The sequence below is a fragment of the Desulfuromusa kysingii genome (genome assembly GCF_900107645.1).
GTDB lineage: Bacteria > Desulfobacterota > Desulfuromonadia > Desulfuromonadales > Geopsychrobacteraceae > Desulfuromusa > Desulfuromusa kysingii.
The window spans coordinates 271,588-293,068 of sequence record NZ_FNQN01000005.1; the positions used below are offsets into that span (position 1 = coordinate 271,588).

General features: G+C 47.6%; 16 protein-coding genes. 3 read left to right on the plus strand and 13 right to left on the minus strand.

From position 1 onward, the window contains the following. Positions 1–83: 83 nt before the first annotated feature. From BLU87_RS10175 to BLU87_RS10240, 13 genes are all read right to left on the minus strand, one after another. Positions 84–3,386 carry an efflux RND transporter permease subunit gene (locus BLU87_RS10175; protein ID WP_217637484.1) on the minus strand — a complete coding sequence of 1,101 codons (3,303 nt, stop codon included), beginning with the start codon at positions 3,384–3,386 and terminating at the stop codon, positions 84–86. Continuing rightward, the gene (locus BLU87_RS10180) at positions 3,383–4,474 is read right to left on the minus strand and encodes an efflux RND transporter periplasmic adaptor subunit (RefSeq protein ID WP_092347711.1); all 1,092 of its coding nucleotides are present in this window, start codon (positions 4,472–4,474) and stop codon (positions 3,383–3,385) included. The genes BLU87_RS10175 and BLU87_RS10180 overlap by 4 nt, the downstream gene beginning before the upstream one ends. Before the next feature lie 51 nt (positions 4,475–4,525). Continuing rightward, the gene (locus BLU87_RS10185; RefSeq protein ID WP_092347713.1) at positions 4,526–5,959 is read right to left on the minus strand and encodes a TolC family protein; all 1,434 of its coding nucleotides are present in this window, start codon (positions 5,957–5,959) and stop codon (positions 4,526–4,528) included. Positions 5,960–6,190: 231 nt separating this feature from the next. Further along, positions 6,191–6,382: a YgaP family membrane protein gene (locus BLU87_RS10190; protein ID WP_092347716.1), complete on the minus strand. Its 192-nt coding sequence runs from the start codon at positions 6,380–6,382 to the stop codon at positions 6,191–6,193. Between the two features lie 597 nt (positions 6,383–6,979). Continuing rightward, positions 6,980–7,522 carry an HD domain-containing protein gene (locus BLU87_RS10200; protein ID WP_092347722.1) on the minus strand — a complete coding sequence of 181 codons (543 nt, stop codon included), beginning with the start codon at positions 7,520–7,522 and terminating at the stop codon, positions 6,980–6,982. 106 nt (positions 7,523–7,628) lie between these two features. Next, complete coding sequence (locus tag BLU87_RS10205; RefSeq protein WP_217637485.1) at positions 7,629–8,933, minus strand: MFS transporter; 1,305 nt, start codon at positions 8,931–8,933, stop codon at positions 7,629–7,631. Positions 8,934–9,060: 127 nt separating this feature from the next. After that, entirely contained in the window at positions 9,061–10,056 is a 996-nt protein-coding gene (locus BLU87_RS10210; RefSeq protein ID WP_092347728.1) for a dihydroorotate dehydrogenase-like protein, read from the minus strand. A gap of 133 nt (positions 10,057–10,189) precedes the next feature. Continuing rightward, entirely contained in the window at positions 10,190–11,209 is a 1,020-nt protein-coding gene (locus tag BLU87_RS10215; RefSeq protein WP_092347731.1) for a sodium:calcium antiporter, read from the minus strand. Between the two features lie 125 nt (positions 11,210–11,334). After that, positions 11,335–12,546 carry a multidrug effflux MFS transporter gene (locus tag BLU87_RS10220; RefSeq protein ID WP_092347734.1) on the minus strand — a complete coding sequence of 404 codons (1,212 nt, stop codon included), beginning with the start codon at positions 12,544–12,546 and terminating at the stop codon, positions 11,335–11,337. Between the two features lie 101 nt (positions 12,547–12,647). Then, a complete protein-coding gene (locus BLU87_RS10225) occupies positions 12,648–13,127 on the minus strand; it encodes a MarR family winged helix-turn-helix transcriptional regulator (protein WP_092347737.1) in 480 nt (159 codons plus the stop codon). A gap of 562 nt (positions 13,128–13,689) precedes the next feature. Continuing rightward, a complete protein-coding gene (locus BLU87_RS10230; protein ID WP_092347740.1) occupies positions 13,690–15,072 on the minus strand; it encodes a diguanylate cyclase in 1,383 nt (460 codons plus the stop codon). 273 nt (positions 15,073–15,345) lie between these two features. Continuing rightward, entirely contained in the window at positions 15,346–16,032 is a 687-nt protein-coding gene (locus BLU87_RS10235) for a DnaJ domain-containing protein (RefSeq protein ID WP_092347743.1), read from the minus strand. A 29-nt stretch (positions 16,033–16,061) separates the two neighbouring features. Beyond that, complete coding sequence (locus BLU87_RS10240) at positions 16,062–16,778, minus strand: vWA domain-containing protein (protein WP_175498344.1); 717 nt, start codon at positions 16,776–16,778, stop codon at positions 16,062–16,064. A 568-nt stretch (positions 16,779–17,346) separates the two neighbouring features. Here BLU87_RS10240 and BLU87_RS10245 point away from each other — a divergent pair. Genes BLU87_RS10245 through BLU87_RS10255 form a run of 3 tightly spaced genes read left to right on the plus strand, consistent with a single transcriptional unit; the run spans position 17,347 to position 21,423 of the window. Beyond that, a complete protein-coding gene (locus tag BLU87_RS10245) occupies positions 17,347–18,084 on the plus strand; it encodes a substrate-binding periplasmic protein (protein ID WP_092347749.1) in 738 nt (245 codons plus the stop codon). Then, positions 18,074–19,999, plus strand: coding sequence for an ATP-binding protein (locus BLU87_RS10250; protein ID WP_175498345.1), 1,926 nt, complete (start codon positions 18,074–18,076; stop codon positions 19,997–19,999). The genes BLU87_RS10245 and BLU87_RS10250 overlap by 11 nt, the downstream gene beginning before the upstream one ends. Positions 20,000–20,007: 8 nt before the next feature. After that, positions 20,008–21,423 (plus strand): sigma-54-dependent transcriptional regulator, encoded by a 1,416-nt coding sequence (locus BLU87_RS10255; protein ID WP_092347754.1) that lies wholly within the window; start codon positions 20,008–20,010, stop codon positions 21,421–21,423. The last annotated feature ends 58 nt before the right edge of the window (positions 21,424–21,481 follow it).

Sequence of the window (21,481 nt, forward strand, 5' to 3'; positions counted from 1 at the left end):
AGTCTTACCCTTTTTCCCCATAATGTTTGTGTTACTTTGTGCGCCACCAATGATGACGGTTGCAACAGGCCCAATCTTACGGCTCAGCTCTCTCTTGGGTGCGCATGCTGTTCGTGCCGCTGCCACAGATAATAGAACAACGGGATAACAATCAATGTCAACATTGTCGAAGCAAAGGTCCCGAAAATTAATGCCAAAGCCAACCCACCGAAGACCGGGTCGCTGATCATCACTGCAGAGCCGAGCATGATGGCCAGAGCCGTCAGCAGGATTGGCCTGAAGCGCACTGCCCCAGCTTCAAGCACCGAGTGTTCCAGGTCGTAGCCTTGGCGGCGGTAATCGAGAATAAAATCAATCAACAGCAGTGAATTGCGAACGACAACTCCGGCCAAAGCAATGAATCCGATCATCGAGGTGGCGTTAAACGGCATATTAAATAACCAATGACCGGGGAAAATACCGATCAGGGTGAGTGGAATGGCACCCATAACAATGACGGGCAGCATGAACGACTGATAATAGGCGACCAGCATGAGATAGATAAAAACCAGACCGATGATAAATGCGGCACCGAGGTCGCGAAACACATCCAGTGTCAAACGCATATCTCCACCCCACAAAAGCTGATAGTGGGTCATATCATCAGGTTGCGATGCGACGAAGCCCAGATTCGAAGTCGTCAGGTGAACATCGTTAGGCAGCGTTGCCTTATCAAGAATCTTATCCAGAGTCAAAGTGGCATAGACCGGGCTCGCATTCAACATGTCCCCCATCACATAAACCACCGGGTGTTGGTCACGATCCATTATTGGCTTAGCAACATGGGAAGATTCGATCTGCACAATGCCGTCCAGTGGAACTTGCTTTCCTTGCTGGTTGGTCATTGTCAGGTCGAGGATCTGCTGAATCACGGCGCGATCAGACTGTTTGAGACGCACGATAATATGGATTGGTTCAGGGGCATTGCCGCCACGCAGTATTCCGATGTCGGCACCAACGACGTAATCATGGACAGCCTTGGCCACTTGCGCTGGAGCCAATCCGGCCAACATGGCTTTATATTGGTCGACGTGAATCAGATATTCAGGGGCGGTGGCTGTCATTGAATCATCAATGTTGATCATCCCGTAGATGTTGCCGAACTCGCTTTTTATAAATTCGGCAGTCTGCCGTAGTTTTTCATAGTCGGGCCCGTAGAGTTCTGCCAAAACCTGAGACCGCACCGGAGGGCCCGGTGGGGTCAGAAAAAGTTTGATGCGTGCCTCCGGAAAAGCGGCGCGTGTTTGCGCCAGAGCATTCCAGATCTCGGTGGCAACCACACTGGTGTGTGGGCGCTCAGTGTGTTCGACGATGTTCACTACGATCTGCGCCAGATTGGCACCAACGCGCATAGCATCACCGCGCACCATCCCGGCAAAACTCAGCGGACCGGTGCTACCAAGGTAGGTCTCATAGTCGGTCACATATGGGTCCTGCGCTAACAGGCTACCAACCGCCAGAGCGACTCGGTTGGTCTCTTCCAGGGCTGTGCCGGCGGGGGTGTCGACTTCCAGAACGAAAGTATCGACGTTGCCATCCGGTAACATCTGTAGGTTGACGCCGAGGGTGCTGATCGGGCCGTTCATTCCGGAAGGGCGGACAAATTGCCAGGCGGGCATTAAGACCGATAACAACAAGAGAATGGTCACCACTGCAAAGAAGATGCTCCGCTTGCCTGCGCCTCCCAGTAACGGGGTAAAGACTTGCAGATAGGTTCGGTAAAGGAAATCCTTCGGCGGCTCGGTTTTTTCATCCAGAGTTAAACGGTTGCGGGCCACGTGCTTTGCCGCTTTTTTTCTGAGCCAGCGCAGGGCGATAAAGGGAACCACAACATCGGCCATCATCAGTGATGTCAGCATTGCGACTGGGACATTGATGGGAATGGGCTGCATGAATGGGCCCATCATCCCGGTGACGAACAACATTGGAATAAAGGCAACAATGACTGTCATCGTTGCCATAATCGTCGGGTTGCCGATTTCATTGGTCGCCTGGACGATCAGAGTGCCAAAATCACGCACTGACGTCGTGGTGTGTTGGATATGGCGATGAATGTTTTCAATCACGACAATGCCGTCGTCGACCAACAGCCCCAGAGAGAGGATTAATGCAAACAATGAGATCCGGTTGATGGTATGACCGGTCATCCAACTGACACCGAGGACGACAAACAAGGTCAATGGGACGGTCAGAGTGACAATGGCTGCCTCGCGCCAACCGAGGAAGATCAGCAGGATCAGAGCCACCACCGCGATGGCGATGGACAAATGTTCCATCAGGGTATTGACCGCATCGTCCGCCCGTTTGCCGTAATCACGGGTCACATGAATGTTAACCCCTTGTGGTAACGCTTCATGTTCTATGTCTTGCAGCTTTTCGAGGACACCGTTTGCAACGGTGACGGCATTTGCCCCAGTGCGTTTGCCGATCGCCAGAGTCACCGCTGGGACCGGATCACCCGAACGGACTCCCGGCGTGCCTGCTCCGTAGGCGAGGGTGGTGTATTGGTCTTCATGTCGTGGACCCGCATGCACCGTCGCGATGTCTTTAAGAAAAATGGGTTTCTGATTGGCTTGTCCGATGATCAGATGCCCCAATTCTGGAACATCGTTAAAAGCGGCATTGACGCGCAGCGCATATTGACGGTTATTGTTGACCAGATCGCCAGCCGGCATCACTAGGTTTGAGCCACGCAACAGTTTAAGAATCTCCTCCAAGTTGAGTCCAGCGCTGGCCAGCCGCTGAGGATCAATGTCAATCAGTGCAGCCCGTTTTTGTCCACCGATGACCATGCTATCGCCAACGTCGGGGACACTGCGGAGCTGTTCCAGAACCCGCATTCCTAGTTCGCGCAAATCAATGCCGTCAAATTGTCCTGAACTCAGAGTGATGCTGAGGATTGGGACATCGTTCACGCCAATGCTCTTGACTAACGGTGACATGGCTCCCGGGGTCAGTCTGTCCATGTTGCGCATCAGCTGGTTATACAATAGCAGCAAGCTGCGTTCCTCATTTGCGCCAACCTCGAACTGGACCGTGACCACGCCCATATCGTTCACTGCATAGCCAAAGGTGTGTTCAACCCCCTTGATGCTTGCCATTAATGATTCAAGCGGTTTGACAACCTGATTCTGAATTTCTTCCGGTGAATAACCGGGGCGCATAACAAAAATTGATGCCGCCGGAACGACGATCTCAGGGTTGTAGAGGCGCGGGGTTACAAAGACCGCCATCGCTCCCCAGAGGGAGATTGCCAACATGATCAAAAGGGTGATCTTGGTGTGCAGGAAGGTTTTTGCCAACCAACCGGCAATATTCATCGGCATCTGTTTATCTTGCGAGCTCATGCGCCATCGCCCTGACTGATCTGCACGTTAACCCCGTTGTTGAGTTCACCAGTGGCGCTGACAATGAGGCGGTCACCTGTGACGAGACCTGCCAGAACGACAACCCCGGTCGCTGTTTTTTCTCCCAGGCGAACCATGCGAAATGCTGCCCGATTGCTCTCATCAAGGACAAAAACCCCGTCAATACCTGCGCGTTTTTGGATGGCCGGAGGTGGCACCACGATCCCCGGCTGCTGATCTATCTGGATGCGAACGCGGGCAAAATCACCGCTGGTCGCACCACTGTCGACAGGGAGATTCAGTTTGATACTGTGGCTGTGGGTTATCGGATCAGCAGCGTTGACCAGCCGTGCAACAGTTCCCTCGACCGGCCGCTGGTTAAAGTTGTCGCCGTCAATTGTAACCGGAATCTTCTGTTCCAGGTGGAGTTGCTCAAACGACTGTTGATTGACCTGTGACTGTACCTGGAGAAAACCGGAACTTTGCAGCGTCAACAGAGGATGTCCAGGGGCTGCCAACTGACCAACATCAATAAATTTTGCTACCACCGTGCCGGAAAAAGGGGCACGGACATCAACGTAGTTCAGTTGTGCTTGTGCCTGCTGCAAGCCTGCCTGAGCTGCTTCGAGGTTCCCCTGTGCAACTCGATAACCCATCTCGACCTGCTGAAACTGTTGTTCGGGGATCGCCTGCTGTTGGTATAATGCCAGAAAGCGTTGATAGTTCGCGGTGGCGTCCGCCAACACCGATTGACTCTTGCCAAGAGCGGCTTTTGCTTGGGCTATGGACCCTTTGACATCATTGGCATCGAGGGACAACAGCAACTCACCCTCTTTCACTTGTTGACCCTCGTGAACCGGAAGTTTACGGATATAACCCATCAGCCGTGAGGCAATCTGCACCTCACTGGTTGATGTAACCCGCCCCGGAAAAGTGGCGTAAACCGGTAACAGCTGTTGTTGAATCGTCATGATCTGGACCGTGACTTTACTGGTCGGGGCTGTCGCAGTCGCTGCTGCGGAATAACTACCGGTCAGTAACACTGTAAAGGCTAAAATGGAGAAAAATTTCATTCCCGGGTTCAACATCGTTTTTACCAATCTGTTAATATTTGATCGACAGATAACTGTCGACTCAGTTCACTGCATCAGCTTCGTGTGACTGACCGCGGCCGGAGTCAAGCGTCCAAGGGCAAGCAACAATCCGGCACGCTGCATGATCTGTTGATAGTTTGCAGCAACCAGTTCGCTGCGTGATTTATCCAGTTCCGCCTGTGCGGCTAACAATTCCGTCATGGTGGCAACCCCTTTTTCATAGCGCAACCGTTCCAGGCGTTCAGCCTCCTCAGCTTGACTTATGGCGAGTTCTCGAACCTTCACGCGTTCAGCCGCCAAAGCGACGTCGCGCCAGGCAGATTCAAGCTGCAAGCGTAGCTGGTTACGGGCCTGGTTCAGGTGGGCTCGTTGCTGCGAAAGGCGGGCATTAGCCTGATTGACCTGTCCACGCCGGCTGCCAAAATCAAACAAATTCCAGCTCAATACACCGGCAACCATACTTGAGTGGTTGCCCCCCGGCTCAAAATCGGGGTTGTTCCATTCGCTGCTGAGGAGCAAGTTGAAGCTTGGCAGGTAATCAGCTCGCGCAATTTTCACCTCAGCCTGACCCGCAACAACCTTTTCTCCAAGCGCCCGCAATCCCGGGTTATCTAGCAGCATGTGCTGCCGCAGATCGGCCAATGATTCTTCCGGTAGAGAGACTTGTAACGTTTCAGTCACGTTAATTGGACGATCATCTTCGTTGCCAACCAGGACTCGCAATTGATCATAAATTTTACCCAGATAGGTTTTTACTTCGCTTCTACGCAAGCAGACGTTACTGAGGTTCAACTGAGCGCGGAGCTGATCGTTGCGAGCCACGACTCCACGGGCAAAGAGTTTGTTGGTTAACTCGGTGTAGGATTCTGCCGCTGTAACCGCTTTTTCAGCGACTGCTACCAAGGCCACGGCGGTGTGCACCCCCTGGTAAGCCTTCAACACTTCCAGCATCAGTTGTTGGCGTGCCATTTCATTGCCATTGTGAGCGGCACTCAGATAGGCTCGGGCCTGTTGTAGATAGCCACGTATCTTGCCACCGTTGAAAACGGGCACCAGCAGTTCTAGTTTCGTCTGGTAGTTGCTGTACCAGCTTGGGTTGTTAAGATTTCCAGGGGTAATATACAGACTGGAAGGGTCCGTTGGATCAAACAGACTGGCTCCAAAATCGTTAAAACTGGCCTGGCCTTGATTCAATTTCATGCCGAAAACATTGAGGCCGCTATCTGAGCCACTGGCGCTATAGGACGCCTGTAGCTTGGGTAGAAGTTGTCCTGATGCCGCCGTTACTGCACCCTGTGCCTCAGCAATCTGAGCGCGGGACATCAGCATCTCCGGCGTTTGACTTAGAGCGGCCTGCCAAGCAGCATCGAAACTCAAGTGTTGAACTGCTGTCGATGATGCATAGGCCCAACCTGTCCATCCGAGCAGCAGCAAGATCATCAGGCTGATTGGCCACCGGGACGTTGTTGCAATGTTCATAACTCTCCCTTGAATCCCATGTTGATAATAATTCTACCTGCAAAGCAAAGGTTAGCAACCTCGACAACGGACTGATTGTGAACATTGAATGGTCTTTGTGATCAAGTTATGTCGCAACCACTTTCCCGTTGTGGTGCTGGCCTGGCCCGACCGTAGTTCCACGGTTTGGACAGTGTTGCGGTCAGCTATTCTTTGATTTGGAAGGGTTCACGGATTGACGTTGAATCTGCATCATCCTTCTTTGACCCCCAACTTACGCAGAATTGTCATCATCGGGCACCAATTGGTGAAGGCACTTTGCATCAGGTTCAGACCGACAAATGCGGTAAAATAAATCCAGTAGGGGGAATGGATCTGAGACAGGATAACGCTGAGGACAATAACAAATCCGGCAATTAAATGCAGATAACGATTGATAGTCATGGATAACTCCTTGAGTGATTTTATCAACAAACAAAACTTTAACTCTATAAACATAGAGTACTATAGAACAAAATTGATGTTGGAAAACTAACCACATTTCTTATTTTTTTTGCCTAACCGACTGGCAGTCTTTTGTAATGGCTGCTGGTGTGGATAGTGTTGCATGACTCTGCCGGGCGCAGCCCTGAGACGCGTAGCGCAAATCTGCAGAGAGAAGGTTTTAACCTGATTTCTTAGGCGGCTTGTATTGACCATAAAAGTTGAGCAAACAGCAGGAAGATCAATACAAACGAAAAAAGGAAAAAAGCGATTAACCACACCCCAGGTCTCCCTTTCTCTTCCAATGTTGTGGTCAGGTATGCGGCAAAAACAAAAGGGGTAAAGGTGCTGAAGCCGGTTTTCTTTTTATCTCTCAAATGGGCATACATTTGGAATATACACATGAGTGAGGCGAAGAAGCAGATTGAAATGATCGGGATGGCGTAGCTATGCATTAGTTGACTGTCATGGTGAACGGTTGATGATAACAGCCGGCAAAGTTAAGACTTGGCCCGCCGCCGTATGTTTTGCCCCTGTTGTTCTGTTTGTTGGGGATTTTTATTTTAAATACTGAATATAATTATCGATCTTTTTCTTTAATCGTGCAGATAAAAACTGATTTGCTTTGCCGAGTTGTTCCAGAATAACATGAGCTTCATCTCTATATTGCAATATTTTCTCCTTGTGCCAATGCTCTGGTGGCGGCTGTAAATTGGTGATTCGATCACATAATTTAACCATCCATACTTCTTGCGGTTGTTGTTTGATTCTGGTCAGGCTGTCGAGCATTTGTTCCTGTTTCGTTGGCAGTTTCTTGTTTTTACTTAAAGCTAAAACCCCTGCAGCCACATCTAATCCAAACTCTGATTTAATCTCTGTGTATGTTGTTGCAGTGTCTTCAATTGAGTCATGCAGTAAGGCACATTGGATCAGGAGATTGGGGTTGCGGATATTTTGATTCCTCGCAATAGCCGCGGTTGCCTCCATCGTGACGAGCCCAAGGTGATTGAGATATGGAATATCCTTGCCAGGGATGGTTTGGCCACGATGAATAACAGAAGCAAAGTTCCAAGCTTTTAAATATGTATCTTGATCCCACATATTCTTTTTTATTCCTTATCGATAGAGTTCTGACGGCTTATGGCCACAAGCAGTAATCTGTGAGCCAGCATATTGATGGTTTTTAGAGGTATTTCTTCTCTGCTCTTTATCGGTCCCTGTCCTTAATCCATTTTCCCGCCAACCAGTACCATACTGCCGCAGCGATTTGGCAGGCAATTAGAAACAGGAAAGCAGCTTGATAACCACTGGGAGAATATCCTCCGCTGCCATTAGTTGGCCATAAACTGATGATCCCACCAATGAGCCACTGGGCAGAAAAAGCGCCAACAAACACCAGAAGATTAAGCGAAGTGTTGCAACGCCCGGTTAGCTGAGGAGGAAAAAACTGAGACAGGACTGCATAAGGGAGGATACAAGCTGTGCCTAAAAAACCGAACCCGAGCCAGAGAGCCAGGCCGTATTGTGGTACGACAACAAGTAACAGTTGGACGAGAATGAATAATGACATCCCAACCGCAGCAACGATTACGGGACGAATCCCCCTTTTTGCTAACTGTTCGGCTAAACGTCCGAGGGTGAAGTAGCCGGCGATCATGGCAATGGCGATCCACCAGAGGATTTGCGCCGCTTCATCCCGTCCCAAGCCGGCAACGTCACGCAACCATGGTCCGGTCCAGAGCCCCTGTATTGAAAGATAGGCCGCCTGTGCGGTGAAAGCCCAGGGGGCAATCTGCCAGAAATGCCGGTCGGTCAGAACGCTGTGCAACCCCTGTAGTTGCTCAGCAAAGGTTTCATGCTTTTTATTCTGCATTTCATCAGGCACAACAATAAACACTACAATGGCCGCCAGCAAGGCAATACCAGCCAGGCCACCAAAGACGCCACGCCAATCGGTGATTTGCAGCGCAGCTTGAACGGGGGTTGTTGCTGTCAGTGCACCCAACCCTCCAGACATCATCTGTACCCCGTTCGCTAAAGGTAACCGTTCGTTTGGCAGCCAGCTGGCGAAGGCTTTAAACGCTGCCATCAGGCATGCAGAGACTCCAAGGCCGATCAATGCCCGTCCAAGGATCACCCCGGTCAATGTCTCTGCCTGAGAAAAAACCAGAGCCCCGATTGCCGCAATCATCAACAGTCCGGCTTCAACCCGCCGCGGGCCAAAGCGGTCAAGCAAAACCCCAAGGGGTAGTTGAAATGCCGCGAAGGTAAAAAAATAGGCAGAGGTCAACAGCCCCAGATCAGCGGCATTGAGCCCGAGGTCGGCCACCAGATCGGGGGCGATAACGGCGTTAACCGTACGGAACAGGTAAGAGACAAAGTAACCGAGGCCAAAGGGGAGAAAAAGTCGCAACAAGAATTGTTTTGAGCCGGCCTGGTTGAGCATAAGTGTCCTTGGCAAAAGATCATGGTTCAATGGAATCCGAACCAGAGGTTCATGTCCGTTCATCATAATTAAATGCGGGGTAAAGAGGGGCACCCTTGTAGCGCTTTTAAATGGTGTAACCCTCTTTATCCAGGACCTCAATAACTCTTAATGACCCCGCACGACAGGCCGGGAAACATCAAGGCTGCGGCTATTAAAGAATATCTTTTTGTCCGCTGAAATATTTCATGAACTGGACTCTTTCATAGATGGCTGGGTCGACACTCTTATCTTGGCTCATCTTGCCACGGAAATCTTGAAGTTTTTCATATCCGTGCCGGGTCATCCACTCTTGCAGTTCGTTCAGCATCGTTTGAATGTAGGTGGGGCCGTTTTTGTACAATGTCGAGACGACTTGTACCGCTTGCGCACCTGCCAGTAGCTGTTTGATGACAGCCGCTCCATCATGAACGCCGGTGGACGCAGCGAGATCACATTCCACCTTTTGGGACATCATCGCCATCCAACGCAGCGACATGGTCAGATCACTGGGGGAGCTCAAGATATTGGTCGGGGTTACTTTAAGGTTTTCGATGTCAAAGTCAGGGCTGTAGAAACGGTTGAAGAGGACCAACCCCGCGATCCCCTGCCTGGAGAGTTTCTGAATCGTTTGGCCAAGGCAGGTGAAATAATAGCTGATCTTTAACGACACCGGGATGGAAACAGTTGCGACGATCTTCTCGACAACCATAAAATAGGCACGTTCGACCTCTTCCGCACTGCGTTTTTGATCTGTGGGGAGAAAAAACATGTTCAATTCAAGGGCATCTGCACCTGCGGACTCAAGGCGTTTTGCATAGTCGGTCCATTCGTAGGTGTAACTACAGTTGATGCTTGCCACGATAGGAATCTTGACAGCCTGCTTCGCCTCCTTGATCAGGGTGGTATATTTAGCCAGATTCTCTCCTTTGAGCACCAAATCGTGATAATCGAAACGCTCCATGTAACGGCTTGTTTCAGGGACATTTTTCATCAGATCGTCCATCTCGTAAAAAATTTCTTCCTCAAAAATTGATTTGAGTACGATGGCCCCCGCTCCCCCTTCTTCGAGCTTCTTGATTCCGGCCAGTGAGCTGGAAAGTCCGGAACTTCCCGCGATAATCGGGTTTTTTAAACTCAGACCCATGAACTTGGTTGATAAATCTTTCATTTTCGATTTTCCTCCTTTGGTGCCTGTTGGCTGCGCAGGACAATGAAATTATATGAACATAATAGCGAATATTTAAACTTTTGCCAAAACCAAGTGCAAATTCTCTTATTTAACGCTTGTCGAAGCTGGTGTCTCAACCCCCCACCACTACAACAATAAGTGCGACAGCATAAATACTTAAGATCAAAGCACTTTCAAACCCGATCCGACCGATTCCATAGGTCTCACGACGAACCATTCCCAACAACAGGATGGCCGTCATCAGGATGCTCACCAAGCCCCAGATCATCTGCACTGGTGCCATGTCATGGTAGATGGAGCCGTGCGTATAACCAAGGTCCGCCGCAGCGACAACCAGCATATTGAAACAGTTGGTGCCAAAGATGTTGCTCACTGCCAACGTCAGCGCTCCAATACGGATTGCAACAATGGTGGTCACCAACTCGGGGGTGGACGTCGCCAGAGCGGTGAATAAGCCGCCAACCAAGGTCTCGGACAGTCCCGTTTGATCAGCGATTCCTTTTGCTGCATCCATCAAGACCCAGCCCGCCATACCAGTTACGATGGCCATGCTGATGAACCCAAGCCACAACATCGACGAACGGCCACGATGGTGCTTGTGTGGTTCATCAGCGACGGTCTGGAGGGTCAATCGGGGGAACCACATGGGCTTTGCCTGAGTGCGACGAACCAAGTGGAGGCCGAACAGATAAGAGACAACGATCACCGGCGTGATCGGATGCACGTGCCACTTGACGACTGTCGGCGTGATGATTGCGAGCAACGGCAAAGTCAGTAACACAATCAGCAACGCAGCCAACATCAGATTCACAGAGGAGGCCGCTGCGTGTTCCAGATTGGCTTTACGGTAGACAATGTCGGCCACACCAAGAAGCGCCAAATTTACGGCCATACTGCCCATGACGTTACTCATCGCCAGATCGGGGCGGCCATCGATTGCTGCGCTCAGGGTTGCGGCAAAATCAGGCAACGAGGTCGCTCCGGCCAAGAGTAAGACTCCGAAGAGCGCTTCACCCAACCCGGTACGGTCGGCAAGACTGTCGGCCAGTCGCGCCATCTTGCTCCCCGCGACGATGATCACCAGCGCAGCAAGGCTAAAAGCAGTTATGTTGAGAATCAAAGAAGAAAACACGCGGATCCCTAACAGCTATACGATATCAGTAAGTATATCACTAAAATATCAGCACTGACGGTTGATGGATCGAGGCAGTTTGGATCCGCTGTTGCTCATCTTCTCTCTGTCTGGGATGAGACCACTTAGCTCAAAAACTTACCCTTTCTCCAACAGGGAACTTGTCGATCGGCATTGCCTAAGCAGGGAAACAGCAACCAGAGAAGCAGCACGATTCCTCCACTGGCACAAGCGAGTCGGGCAATGACTTGGATCGTGTCGTTCCAATCCAGTGAGATAAACCACATGGAAAAAGCTCCAGCAATAAAATATAAGAAGACCATCAACGAAGAAGCTGCCCCCGCACCCTGGTCAACCTGCTCAAGGACAATATGGTTGCTTGGAGGCCGGCTTAGACCAAAACTGAAAGAAGCCAGAGCCATGGGTGCCGCAAGTCCCCAGGGACCGTGGATAAACGCCATACTCATGAGGATGCCGCTGAGCAAGATACCTGCGAAACTAATGGCGAGAAGGGTTCGGGATGTGACCAATTTTTGAACGCGGGAAAAGGTAAATGAGCCGGCCATAATGGCCATGGCATTAAAGGCAAAAAGGTAGCCGAAAACCTGTTCAGAGAGACCGAAACGGGTAATGTAGATATGCGCTGCCGAACCGATAAAGGAGAAATGGGGTAACACAATGAATGAAAACAGGACGATCAATGCCACATAACGGCTGTTTCTCAGCAATTTCAGGTACATGCCCATAGCTGCCAGAACTCCACCTGATGATGGTGTTGATAATGGTTCTGCCATCCGAAATACTCCACCCAAAGCAACCAAACCGATAACAGCCTGAAGGTAGAAAACCCAATGCCATGTCAGTCCGGTCATGATCCAGCCGCCGATCACCGGTGCGAGCATCGGAGCCAGAGCCATAATAATCCCCATATAGGCAAGGATGCGTTGCCGTTCATGACCTTGGTAGAGATCTTTAGTGATAGCCATGGCAATAGTAGAGCCTGCTGCAGCTCCAGCCCCCTGTAAAATTCTCAAAATGGTGAGGGTGGCAACACCATTGGCAAAGCCACTGAGGAAACTGGCAACAATATAGACACTGATGCCGACCAGCAGAGGAATTCTCCGTCCATACTTATCCGATAAGGGGCCGTAAAGGAGCAAGCTGAGACAGTAGCCGATAAAAAACCCTGACAATGTCAAGTTGATAGAGGACGTTGGTTCCTGCCAGATTTTTTCCAGATAGGGGAGGGCAGGCAGGTACATATCTGTCGATAACGGTGGAAAAGCCGTCAACAATGTTAGTAACAGGAGCATTTGGTGCTGACGCAGTTTTTTCATGGGGTTCCTCTGTATTTTTGTGCACCCATTGTCAATGGATGCTTTCCGATGACTTTTGGCGTTGAAAATATAGTTAATGGGTTAAGTTTATAAGTAAAAAATCAACCTGACAAATTTCGATAAATGGTCCGCAATATGGCTTTTAACTGCTCAATATCGTCACTGTCGAGCCCTTGACTCATTGCCTGGATGTTTGCTTTAGCCGCCGGGATGAGCTTGGCTTGTAGGTTGCGTCCTTTGGTCGTGAGGTAGACACGTTTGCTCCGTGCATCGATCGGATCTCGTTGGCGGAGGACAAGATCATGGCTTTCCAGCTTATTGAGTAGGTTTAACGTAGACACCTCGCTGCTGCGGTAACGGCGTGCGAGATCCAGTTGTGACACCCCATCCTGTTCTGCCAGATGACAGAGGAGAATCCACTGCTCCGAAGTAATGGCATATCCCAGCTCCGCGAACCGTGCATTGAGGCTTTGACGTAAGGACTTGACGCAGGCCGCCATCAACATAGGCACCGATTCATTGACCTCATATGTCGTGTTGTGATCAGACATTTCTGCCTGAGAGTTAATCTCATTTTTCATATTAGTTAACCTATTAAGTATGTTTTTGATATTAGGTCGAAGGTTTTTTTCTGTCAAGGGTCTGAAACTGAATGCTGGAGGATGGAAAATAACCTTGTCAGAGGTTTTAATCTCAGACTTGCTGCGTTGATTATCATGCTACTTTAACCATACAGCAGCCTGGAGGTCAGGGAGAGGGCCACTCGCTGTGGGGAATGTCAATAATACCAATATTTTAAGCGTGAATCGATGAGAGCTCAGAGCGTTTTTTCCGCTTTTGTCTCATCTTCAATTTAGCCAATTGACGCATATCTTCAGTCGTATCACTTTCATCCAGTATATAAATTTTTAATTTCACCATATCAAAAAACGCCATATTTCTGAAATCGATCCAAAAATACCGCGTTAATGTGAAGTTATTTTTCTGTTGTATCGGATGGTAATCCTGCTAAGAGCAGTCATCCGATATTATCGGTGGGAGAAGAGATTTTTGTCAAAGGGTTCTGGTTTTATTTTGTACAAGCTCCCATTGTCATGGATTATTAAAGAGTCAGCGGGTTGTTTTGTTCCAGTTCCCAGAATATTACGATTTAATCTTGTTGCGTCCAGACTTTTTTGCTTCATATAGTTTGTTATCAGCACGCTCCAGAAGAGAATTTATCGACTCATCACTCTGATACTCAGATAATCCTGCACAAAAGTTTATGGGGAGTGTGGTGTTATCAAGATGACAAGGATGGTTTTCAATATATTGAAATAAGCCCTCTAAGGCATTCATACTCTCTTGCTGATCCGTATTGGGAAATAGAATCAAAAACTCATCGCCCCCAATTCTGAAGATGGAATCAGATTTTCTGATTGAAGCTTTCAGGCAAGAAGCAAAATGACATAGATAGAGATCTCCGGCAGGATGTCCATATTTATCATTCACCTGTTTAAACCGATCAAGATCTATCAATATTACAGAGAGACTTTTATGGTACCGTTGTGATTCGAGAATATACTTTTCAAGCATATACATTCCCGATCTGCGGTTGCCTACCCCTGTCAGTTCATCGGTAAAAGAGAGTTTAGTCAATTTTTTGTTGAGACTGGTTATTTCCAACTGTTTGGAGTGCATACTGGATTGTTGAACATAAATATAGACAGCTAACATTGAGGATAGAAATATAGTCAGAATTCGAAATAAAAGATAATGACCACTGTCCATGGGTGAATGGTTCAGTTTTAATGACCAATGCCCATTAGGAACTATAATTCCCACTTCTATAGAACCTATATCGTTCCAATTGTCTGATATATATAATATTGGATCTTCTGTTGAGTCTGGATTGTCACCCGTTATTTGAATTTGAAATCCTTGCTGCTCAAGCAGGGCAATTTTATTCGATAAAATATCTTCTATAAAAAGGATAGCAATTGTAAAACCCCAGAAATCCTTTTCTCCATCAATATTTCTGAAGACAGGCTTTCGTGCAATGACTGCATATTTGCCATTTTGGATGAGCTTTAAAGGGCCGACAAAAGTAATCTCGCCAGATTCTATGGTTTTAAGGCTGGCATCATCTCGATTTTTATCTTCAATAAGGTTGTGCCCTATCGCCTCCTCATTCCCTTCAAGAGGGTAACTAAAAGAGACTATTCCATCGGGAGCGAGCTGTACGCAGCTGGCCACAAAACTATTTTCAACGATGTGTTTCGCCCAATCTTCAAAATCATCCGTTTTGTAGTTTCCGGATGCCAAAAGGATATGAAGAGTTTTTGTGGCAAAAATTCCATTGGAAATTTTAATCTGAGTCTCTTGAGCGATCATGGCTGCATAGCTTTGCATGGTATTGCGAAGCAGTGTTTCTTCATGCTCAGCATCGCGCAGAATAATAATTTCTCCAAAGCCAGTCATTATCAGAGCTAATAATGCACAAAAAGTAATCAACTTAAATCTATGTAATCGCTTGCCTTGTTTCATCTGTTATCTTCGCACTTAAATTAGATCCGGTAATCCATTCTGGGGAGATTCTCGCGGGATGATGTCCCCGTTATTTTTACAATGGAGGGGGTTAGAATAACAAGGAAATCAGCTCGTTTTTCCCGATTAAAAATAATTGACGAATTTTGTTTCACCAGCAAGTGACGTGCTCGTAACGCTTGGAAACAATCGCTGATTTAAAATCAGGACGGGAGATGTTTAAGCGCTGCGGTGGAATTTAACTGTGAAGATAGAAGGATAAATTGTAGTCAGCTATGATTGCTGCTGTAAAAGAATATCCCTGGCGGCATTAATCTTTGCGGCTAGAAAATCGGAACCGCCGCTATCTGGATGGACCCCTTTTATGAGCCGCTTCCAGGCCTGGTGGATTTCTTCCTGAGAAGCCTGTGGCTGAAGACCAAGAATCTGATAGGCTTCCTGTCTGGTCATATTGTCAAAATCAGATCGATGCCCCTGGTTTCCAGACGCAGCAGAATCCGTTCGATCGCGCCAATCGGGGTGGTATCGATCGAGAAATGATTCAAGCAGTGAAAGACTCTCTGTGTCGGAACGAAACTCAGAAATGAGGGACAACAACTCCTCTTCGCTCAGCGAAGACAGACGGGCACCTTGCCGGTGACCTGTTAATAGCTTGCCGTCCATCTCCCCGGTATCGTGATCGAGTTCCATCTCCAGGTGTGCCGAACGGACCGTTGATTTATTCCCTTTATCGGAACTGGTCGATCGTTTTGACCGAATTCGACGCCACCAGGAAACGCCCATAATAATCAAAGGAAAGCCAATGGCTCCGCGCCGCAACAGAGTCAGAACACCCCCTACGATGATGACAACGACCGGCCCGGCAGTCATCACAATAGCCGCGATTTGTTTGGCCGGTAAGGTCAGCAACCAGTAAATACCGATCACCACAAATAAGAGAATAAGAAGATACAGAACCATTTATTTTCCAGATAGAAAAAGATGAAAAATCATTTTGAGATCTGCTCCAGCAGGAGACGCTCACCCCGTCTGTCACTGTTGGCAAGTGCTTTCAACCCTCCCCGGGCATAGACGGCAATCGCACCAAGCAGTTCTGCGAGTTCTTTTGCTGAATCAGGTCCAAGCCGAAAATAAGCGCCACCTGTCAGCCGGGTCATTTCCCGAAAACCTTTTTCGACATTGACATCGTAGCCATCTTGAAAGAAAAAGCAACGGACTCCTTTGATCCCCAACTCGCCCGCTTTTTGGCAGAGCAGGTCGATATTCTCTTCGATGGCATCGCCAATAAAAACCAGTGCAGCGACCTTTGCTTTCGTTGTTTCACGATTGGCGTGATCAAGGATCTTGGAGATCTGTGTTTGTCCTCCCAGGCATTGAATCCCGAGCATCAAATCCCGCAGTGCGGCCGCATGAATCACCCATTTCGAAGCCCGACATTCATTGATGCCACGGAAAAACACCAGTTGGACCGACAAACCGCCTGCCTTGCCGACCGCATCAAACATCGAAGCCTGAATCGTGACCGCCTTGTCCCAGGTTGGTTGTCGACTCATGGTCGCATCCAGAGAAAAAATCAACCTTCCCTTTTGTGCCACTGTTGCCTCTCCAGCAGCCTTGAGAAAAGCCCCAATCTCATGGGAAGAAGACTTTTTTTGCAGGCTAGGGGGTTTTTTGTCAGTGGCGGTTATTTGTTTTTTTTTCATCATTTATTCCCCGTGGAAAAATGAACTGATATTTGCCTATCAATACGAAAAGATGATGACTTATTCGGGTTCGTCACTGTCATGCTGATGATGGAAATAGTCAGGTCGCGATTCTTGGCTGTCAAAGTATTGAGAATATTCGAAGTTCTCGAGGAACCGTTTTTGGTTGAAAAGATAGAGAAAAGAGCGGGTTCCTGCTAACTGTTTCCTTTGTAGCGTGGGACGCTTTGTTCCCCGATTGAATCTCAAAAGTTGCTACGATTTTATCATGTTTCAGGGTTTTCTACAGCCTCAATCGTTTACGATAACCGGCGGTAGCCTCACTTTCGCAGACCGATGATGCGCCCGTAAGACTCGGGGGGATTTCCTTGTTAATCAATTATTTGTGACATCTCATGATCACCGAAATAAGACGAGAATGAATTTTAGACTTGTGCTTACTCGAAGAGTCATGGAATGTAATAGGCTTGTGTTTATGTGCTGTGAAGACTATGAAAGCTTCGATTTTGGTTGAGTTGCCTCACCCTCATCGTGTTGATGGTTAATCCTTGATAATAACGAAGGACCCTTTATGCCCACCTGCTCAGTTGTTTTATTCGCCGTTATCTTTTTCTTTTCTATGCCGGCCCAAGCAGAGGAGTTCCTCTGTTTCGGCAGCATTTATACTCCACCTTTATCCACCCAGGAAAGCACAGGAGTGCTGGATGAAGTGGTCATCGAGGCATTTCAACGGATTGGTCAGAAAGTTCAAATTAGCCATTTACCTGCTGAAAGGTCACTTATTAATGCGAATGCGGGTATTACTGATGGCGATTTTGCCCGCATTGCCGGATTGACGGATCTTTACCCGCAATTGATTCAGGTCCCAGAAAAAATATTAGACTTTTATCTTGTCGGATTTGCCAAAGAGAATATTGATGTGACCGAGGGATGGGAAAGTATCGTGGGTTATAGTGTCGGGATTGTCCAGGGTTGGAAGTTGATGCAGAAAAATATTGCACCTGCTTATCTAACCCAGGTAGAAACTCTGGATGGTTTACTTGCTCTTTTGGAAAATAACCGTGCTGATTTAGTCGTTTATGAATTGAGCCAAGCGAATTGGAACATCAAAAATTTCCATCGTGAAGGGATCGTCCCCCTTTTTCCTCCTATAGATATCAAACCAATGTATTTATATTTACATCAGCGTCACAGCGCTTTGGTTCCTGCATTGGTCGAGGCGATTCAGTCGATGAAAAATGACGGAACCTACCAACGTATTTTTAAAGATAAACTCGATCGAGTTGTGGATTCTCATTATGGTAAGTAGAGTGTTTTCTAGGTTTCGCTTTAAACGAAGTGCCATTGCCAAAAAAATAATTCTGTTCATTATCCTGTTCAGTTCATTGGTCACTCTGATTGGCACATCGTTTCAATTATATTTGGAATACCAGAGAGATATTCGTTCTGTTCGAAATAGTGTCAATCAGATTGAAAATAGTTATCTCGATTCTATTATCGAATCTCTTTGGGTCGCAAATCCCAAATTTCTCAAGATTCAACTTGAAGGGATCCTCAGGCTTTCAGATATCGAACATCTGGAGATCCGCCATAACGGTCAGCAAGTTATGGAGGTCGGAGCAGTCCGCACTAACAAGGTCATTAAGGCGCACTATCCGCTTTCCCGAGAGTATCGGAATGAACAAATTCCCCTCGGTGATTTAACCATCACTGCGAGTACTGCTGGAGTCTATCAACGGCTATTGGACCGGCTTATCGTCACCATGGGAACACAGGCGGTTAAGACCTTTATTGTGACTCTATTTATGTTTCTGGTGTTTTATTATTTAGTCGGGCGGCACCTGCTTGCTTTGGCTGATTACACCGAACATCTTGATTTTGAGAATTTTGATCGTCCTCTGCAACTGAACCGAAAGAAGCGTCGAGGCAAGGCTATCGATGAATTTGATCATCTGGTCGGTACCTTCAATACCATGCGTGCAAATCTGAAGAAATCCTTTGACCGGCTCCAACGCAGCAACGATCAACTGAAAAATGAGGTCAAGGAAAGAGAGGCTACAGAAAAAGCTCTATTTGCCAGTCAGAAACAATTCATGGAACTCTCTCAAGAATTTCAGGCCATTTTAAACGGGATTCCTGATGCATTGATGTTGCGGAACCGTAACAATGAAATTGTCTGGGCAAATCAAGGGGCTGCACAGCTATTCGATCTGGATATCACAGAGCTGCCTGGACAACATTGTTACCAATTATGGGGACAACGTAATGATCCCTGTGATTTTTGCTCATGTGATGAGTGTTTCGAAAGCGGGGAAACAAAGTCAATACAGATCACCAGAACAGATGGCCGGATTTGGGAGAAAAAAGTTTTCCCGATTAAAAACTATCAGAATGAAGTTGAGAAAGTCATTGTTTGGAATAGTGATATTACCGAAAAACAAAGATTGACAGAGGACGCTCAACGTACGGGACGCTTAGCAGCTCTCGGTGAGTTGGCTGCCGGGGTTGCGCATGAAATTAATAATCCAAATTCCTTGATTCTGATCAACGCTCCGCTGTTGCAGAAAGCCTGGAATCAGGTGACACCCATTTTAGATCAATATTACCAAGAACATAAGGACGACTCCGTGGCCGGGTTAAGTTATGAGGAATTCGCTGAGGTGGCACCGTGCTTGTTTGAGGATATGTATGAAGGAGCTCTGAGGATAAAAAGAATTGTTAATGATCTTAAGGATTTTGTTCGCCAGGATCATTATACTGAATATGAAATGATTGATTTAAATGAAGTTGTCCACGCTGCTATCAGGCTTTCAGGTAACAGCATTAAAAATGCGACGGAATCCTTTTCATTGAATTGCTCGGATGACTTGCCAAAAACCTTGGGCCGCTTCCAGGCTATTGAACAGGTGGTGATCAATCTCTTACTCAATGCTTGTCAATCTCTGACGAAATCGACACAAAAACTCGAAATTTCAACGTGGTATGATGAAGATCAGCAGCTTAACTGCATTCAGGTTGTTGATGAAGGTTGCGGAATCAGCAGTGATAATTTGGAAAAAATCACCGATCCATTTTTTACCACGAAAAGAGATAGTGGGGGAACGGGCTTAGGTTTATCGTTATCCCTGAAAATAGTTAAAGAGCATTGTGGTGCCCTAGACTTTATATCGGGACCGGGACAAGGGACAATCGTTACCTTATCTATCCCGGTGACTGGAGGATAGAATCAGATATGAAAGAACTTTATCCTGAATGGCCGATTCTCATGGTTGACGATGAATCAGCCTTATTGCGTAGCTTAACGGTGTCTCTGAAGTCGTCTGGTGGTTTTAATAACCTGCTGCAGTGTCAGGATAGTCGTCAGGTTATGGATCTGCTCGCCGAACAACAAGTCAGTTTGATTCTGCTCGATCTGACGATGCCGCATGTGTCGGGACAGGAATTGTTGACCCGGATCTGTGAAAATTATCCGCATATCCCGGTGATTATTCTCAGTGGTCTCAATCAAGTTGAGACCGCTGTTGAATGTATTAAAAATGGTGCTTATGATTATTTTGTGAAAACCGAAGATCAGACGCGGCTCTTCTCTGAAATTCGTCAAGCCTTGGAGCGGTTTGACCTGGAAAGTCAATATGTGCGACTCAAAAATAAATTTCTCAATACGGAACTAAGTCAACCCGAAATCTTTGCAGGGATTGTCACGCAGAATAATAAAATGCAGGCCATCTTTCAATATATTGAAGCCCTTGCTTCAAGCAGAGAGCCTGTTTTGATTATCGGTGAAAGTGGTGTTGGCAAAGATTTAATTGCCAAAGCGATACATGCTGTCAGAGCGAAGGACAGGCCTTGGGTGGCTGTAAACGTGGCCGGGTTGGATGATAATATGTTTGCCGATACTCTGTTTGGTCATACTCCAGGTGCTTTCACTGGCGCGGAAAAGTCGCGCAACGGTATGGTGGCGCAAGCAGAAGATGGCACTTTGTTTCTTGATGAGATTGGTGATCTTTCCTGGGCTTCTCAGGTTAAATTGCTACGTTTGATTCAGGAGCGAGAGTATTATGTTTTGGGCAGTGATGTGCCTAAGACAACTAAAGCGCGCTTTGTTTTTGCAACCAACCAGTCCCTGGAAAAAGCGTGTGAAGAGAAAAGTTTTCGCATGGATCTTTATTTTCGTTTGCGCGCTCATCAGATTAATATTCCTCCGTTACGAGAACGAGCAGAGGATATCCCGCTTTTAGTGGCACATTTTGTTGCGGAGGCATGCGAGTCTTTAAACAAACCTGTCCCTGAAGTTTCTCAAGAGTTGATAGCGCGACTACAGCAATATAGTTTCCCGGGCAATATCCGTGAACTGCGTTCGATGGTTTACGATGCCTTGATTGTCCATAAGCAGGGTTCTATCTCTTTGAATGAATTTAAGAAGTCAATTGCTATGGGGTCACAGCAGACAGTTCCATCAGCTGATGCCTCAGGCTCTGAGACATCTTCACTCAGCTTCAGCAGTAACCTTCCGACCTTGGAGGATGCGGGACGCTTGTTGGTTTGTGAGGCTATGAAGCGTTCCGGAGACAATCAGACTCTCGCAGCGCGTTATCTCGGAATTTCACGGCAGGCTCTGAGCAAACGATTGAAGAAATACAATATGTAGCTCCTGCTGGTGACAAAAATGATTTAATCCAATCAAAAACACGTTAACTTCATCTCAA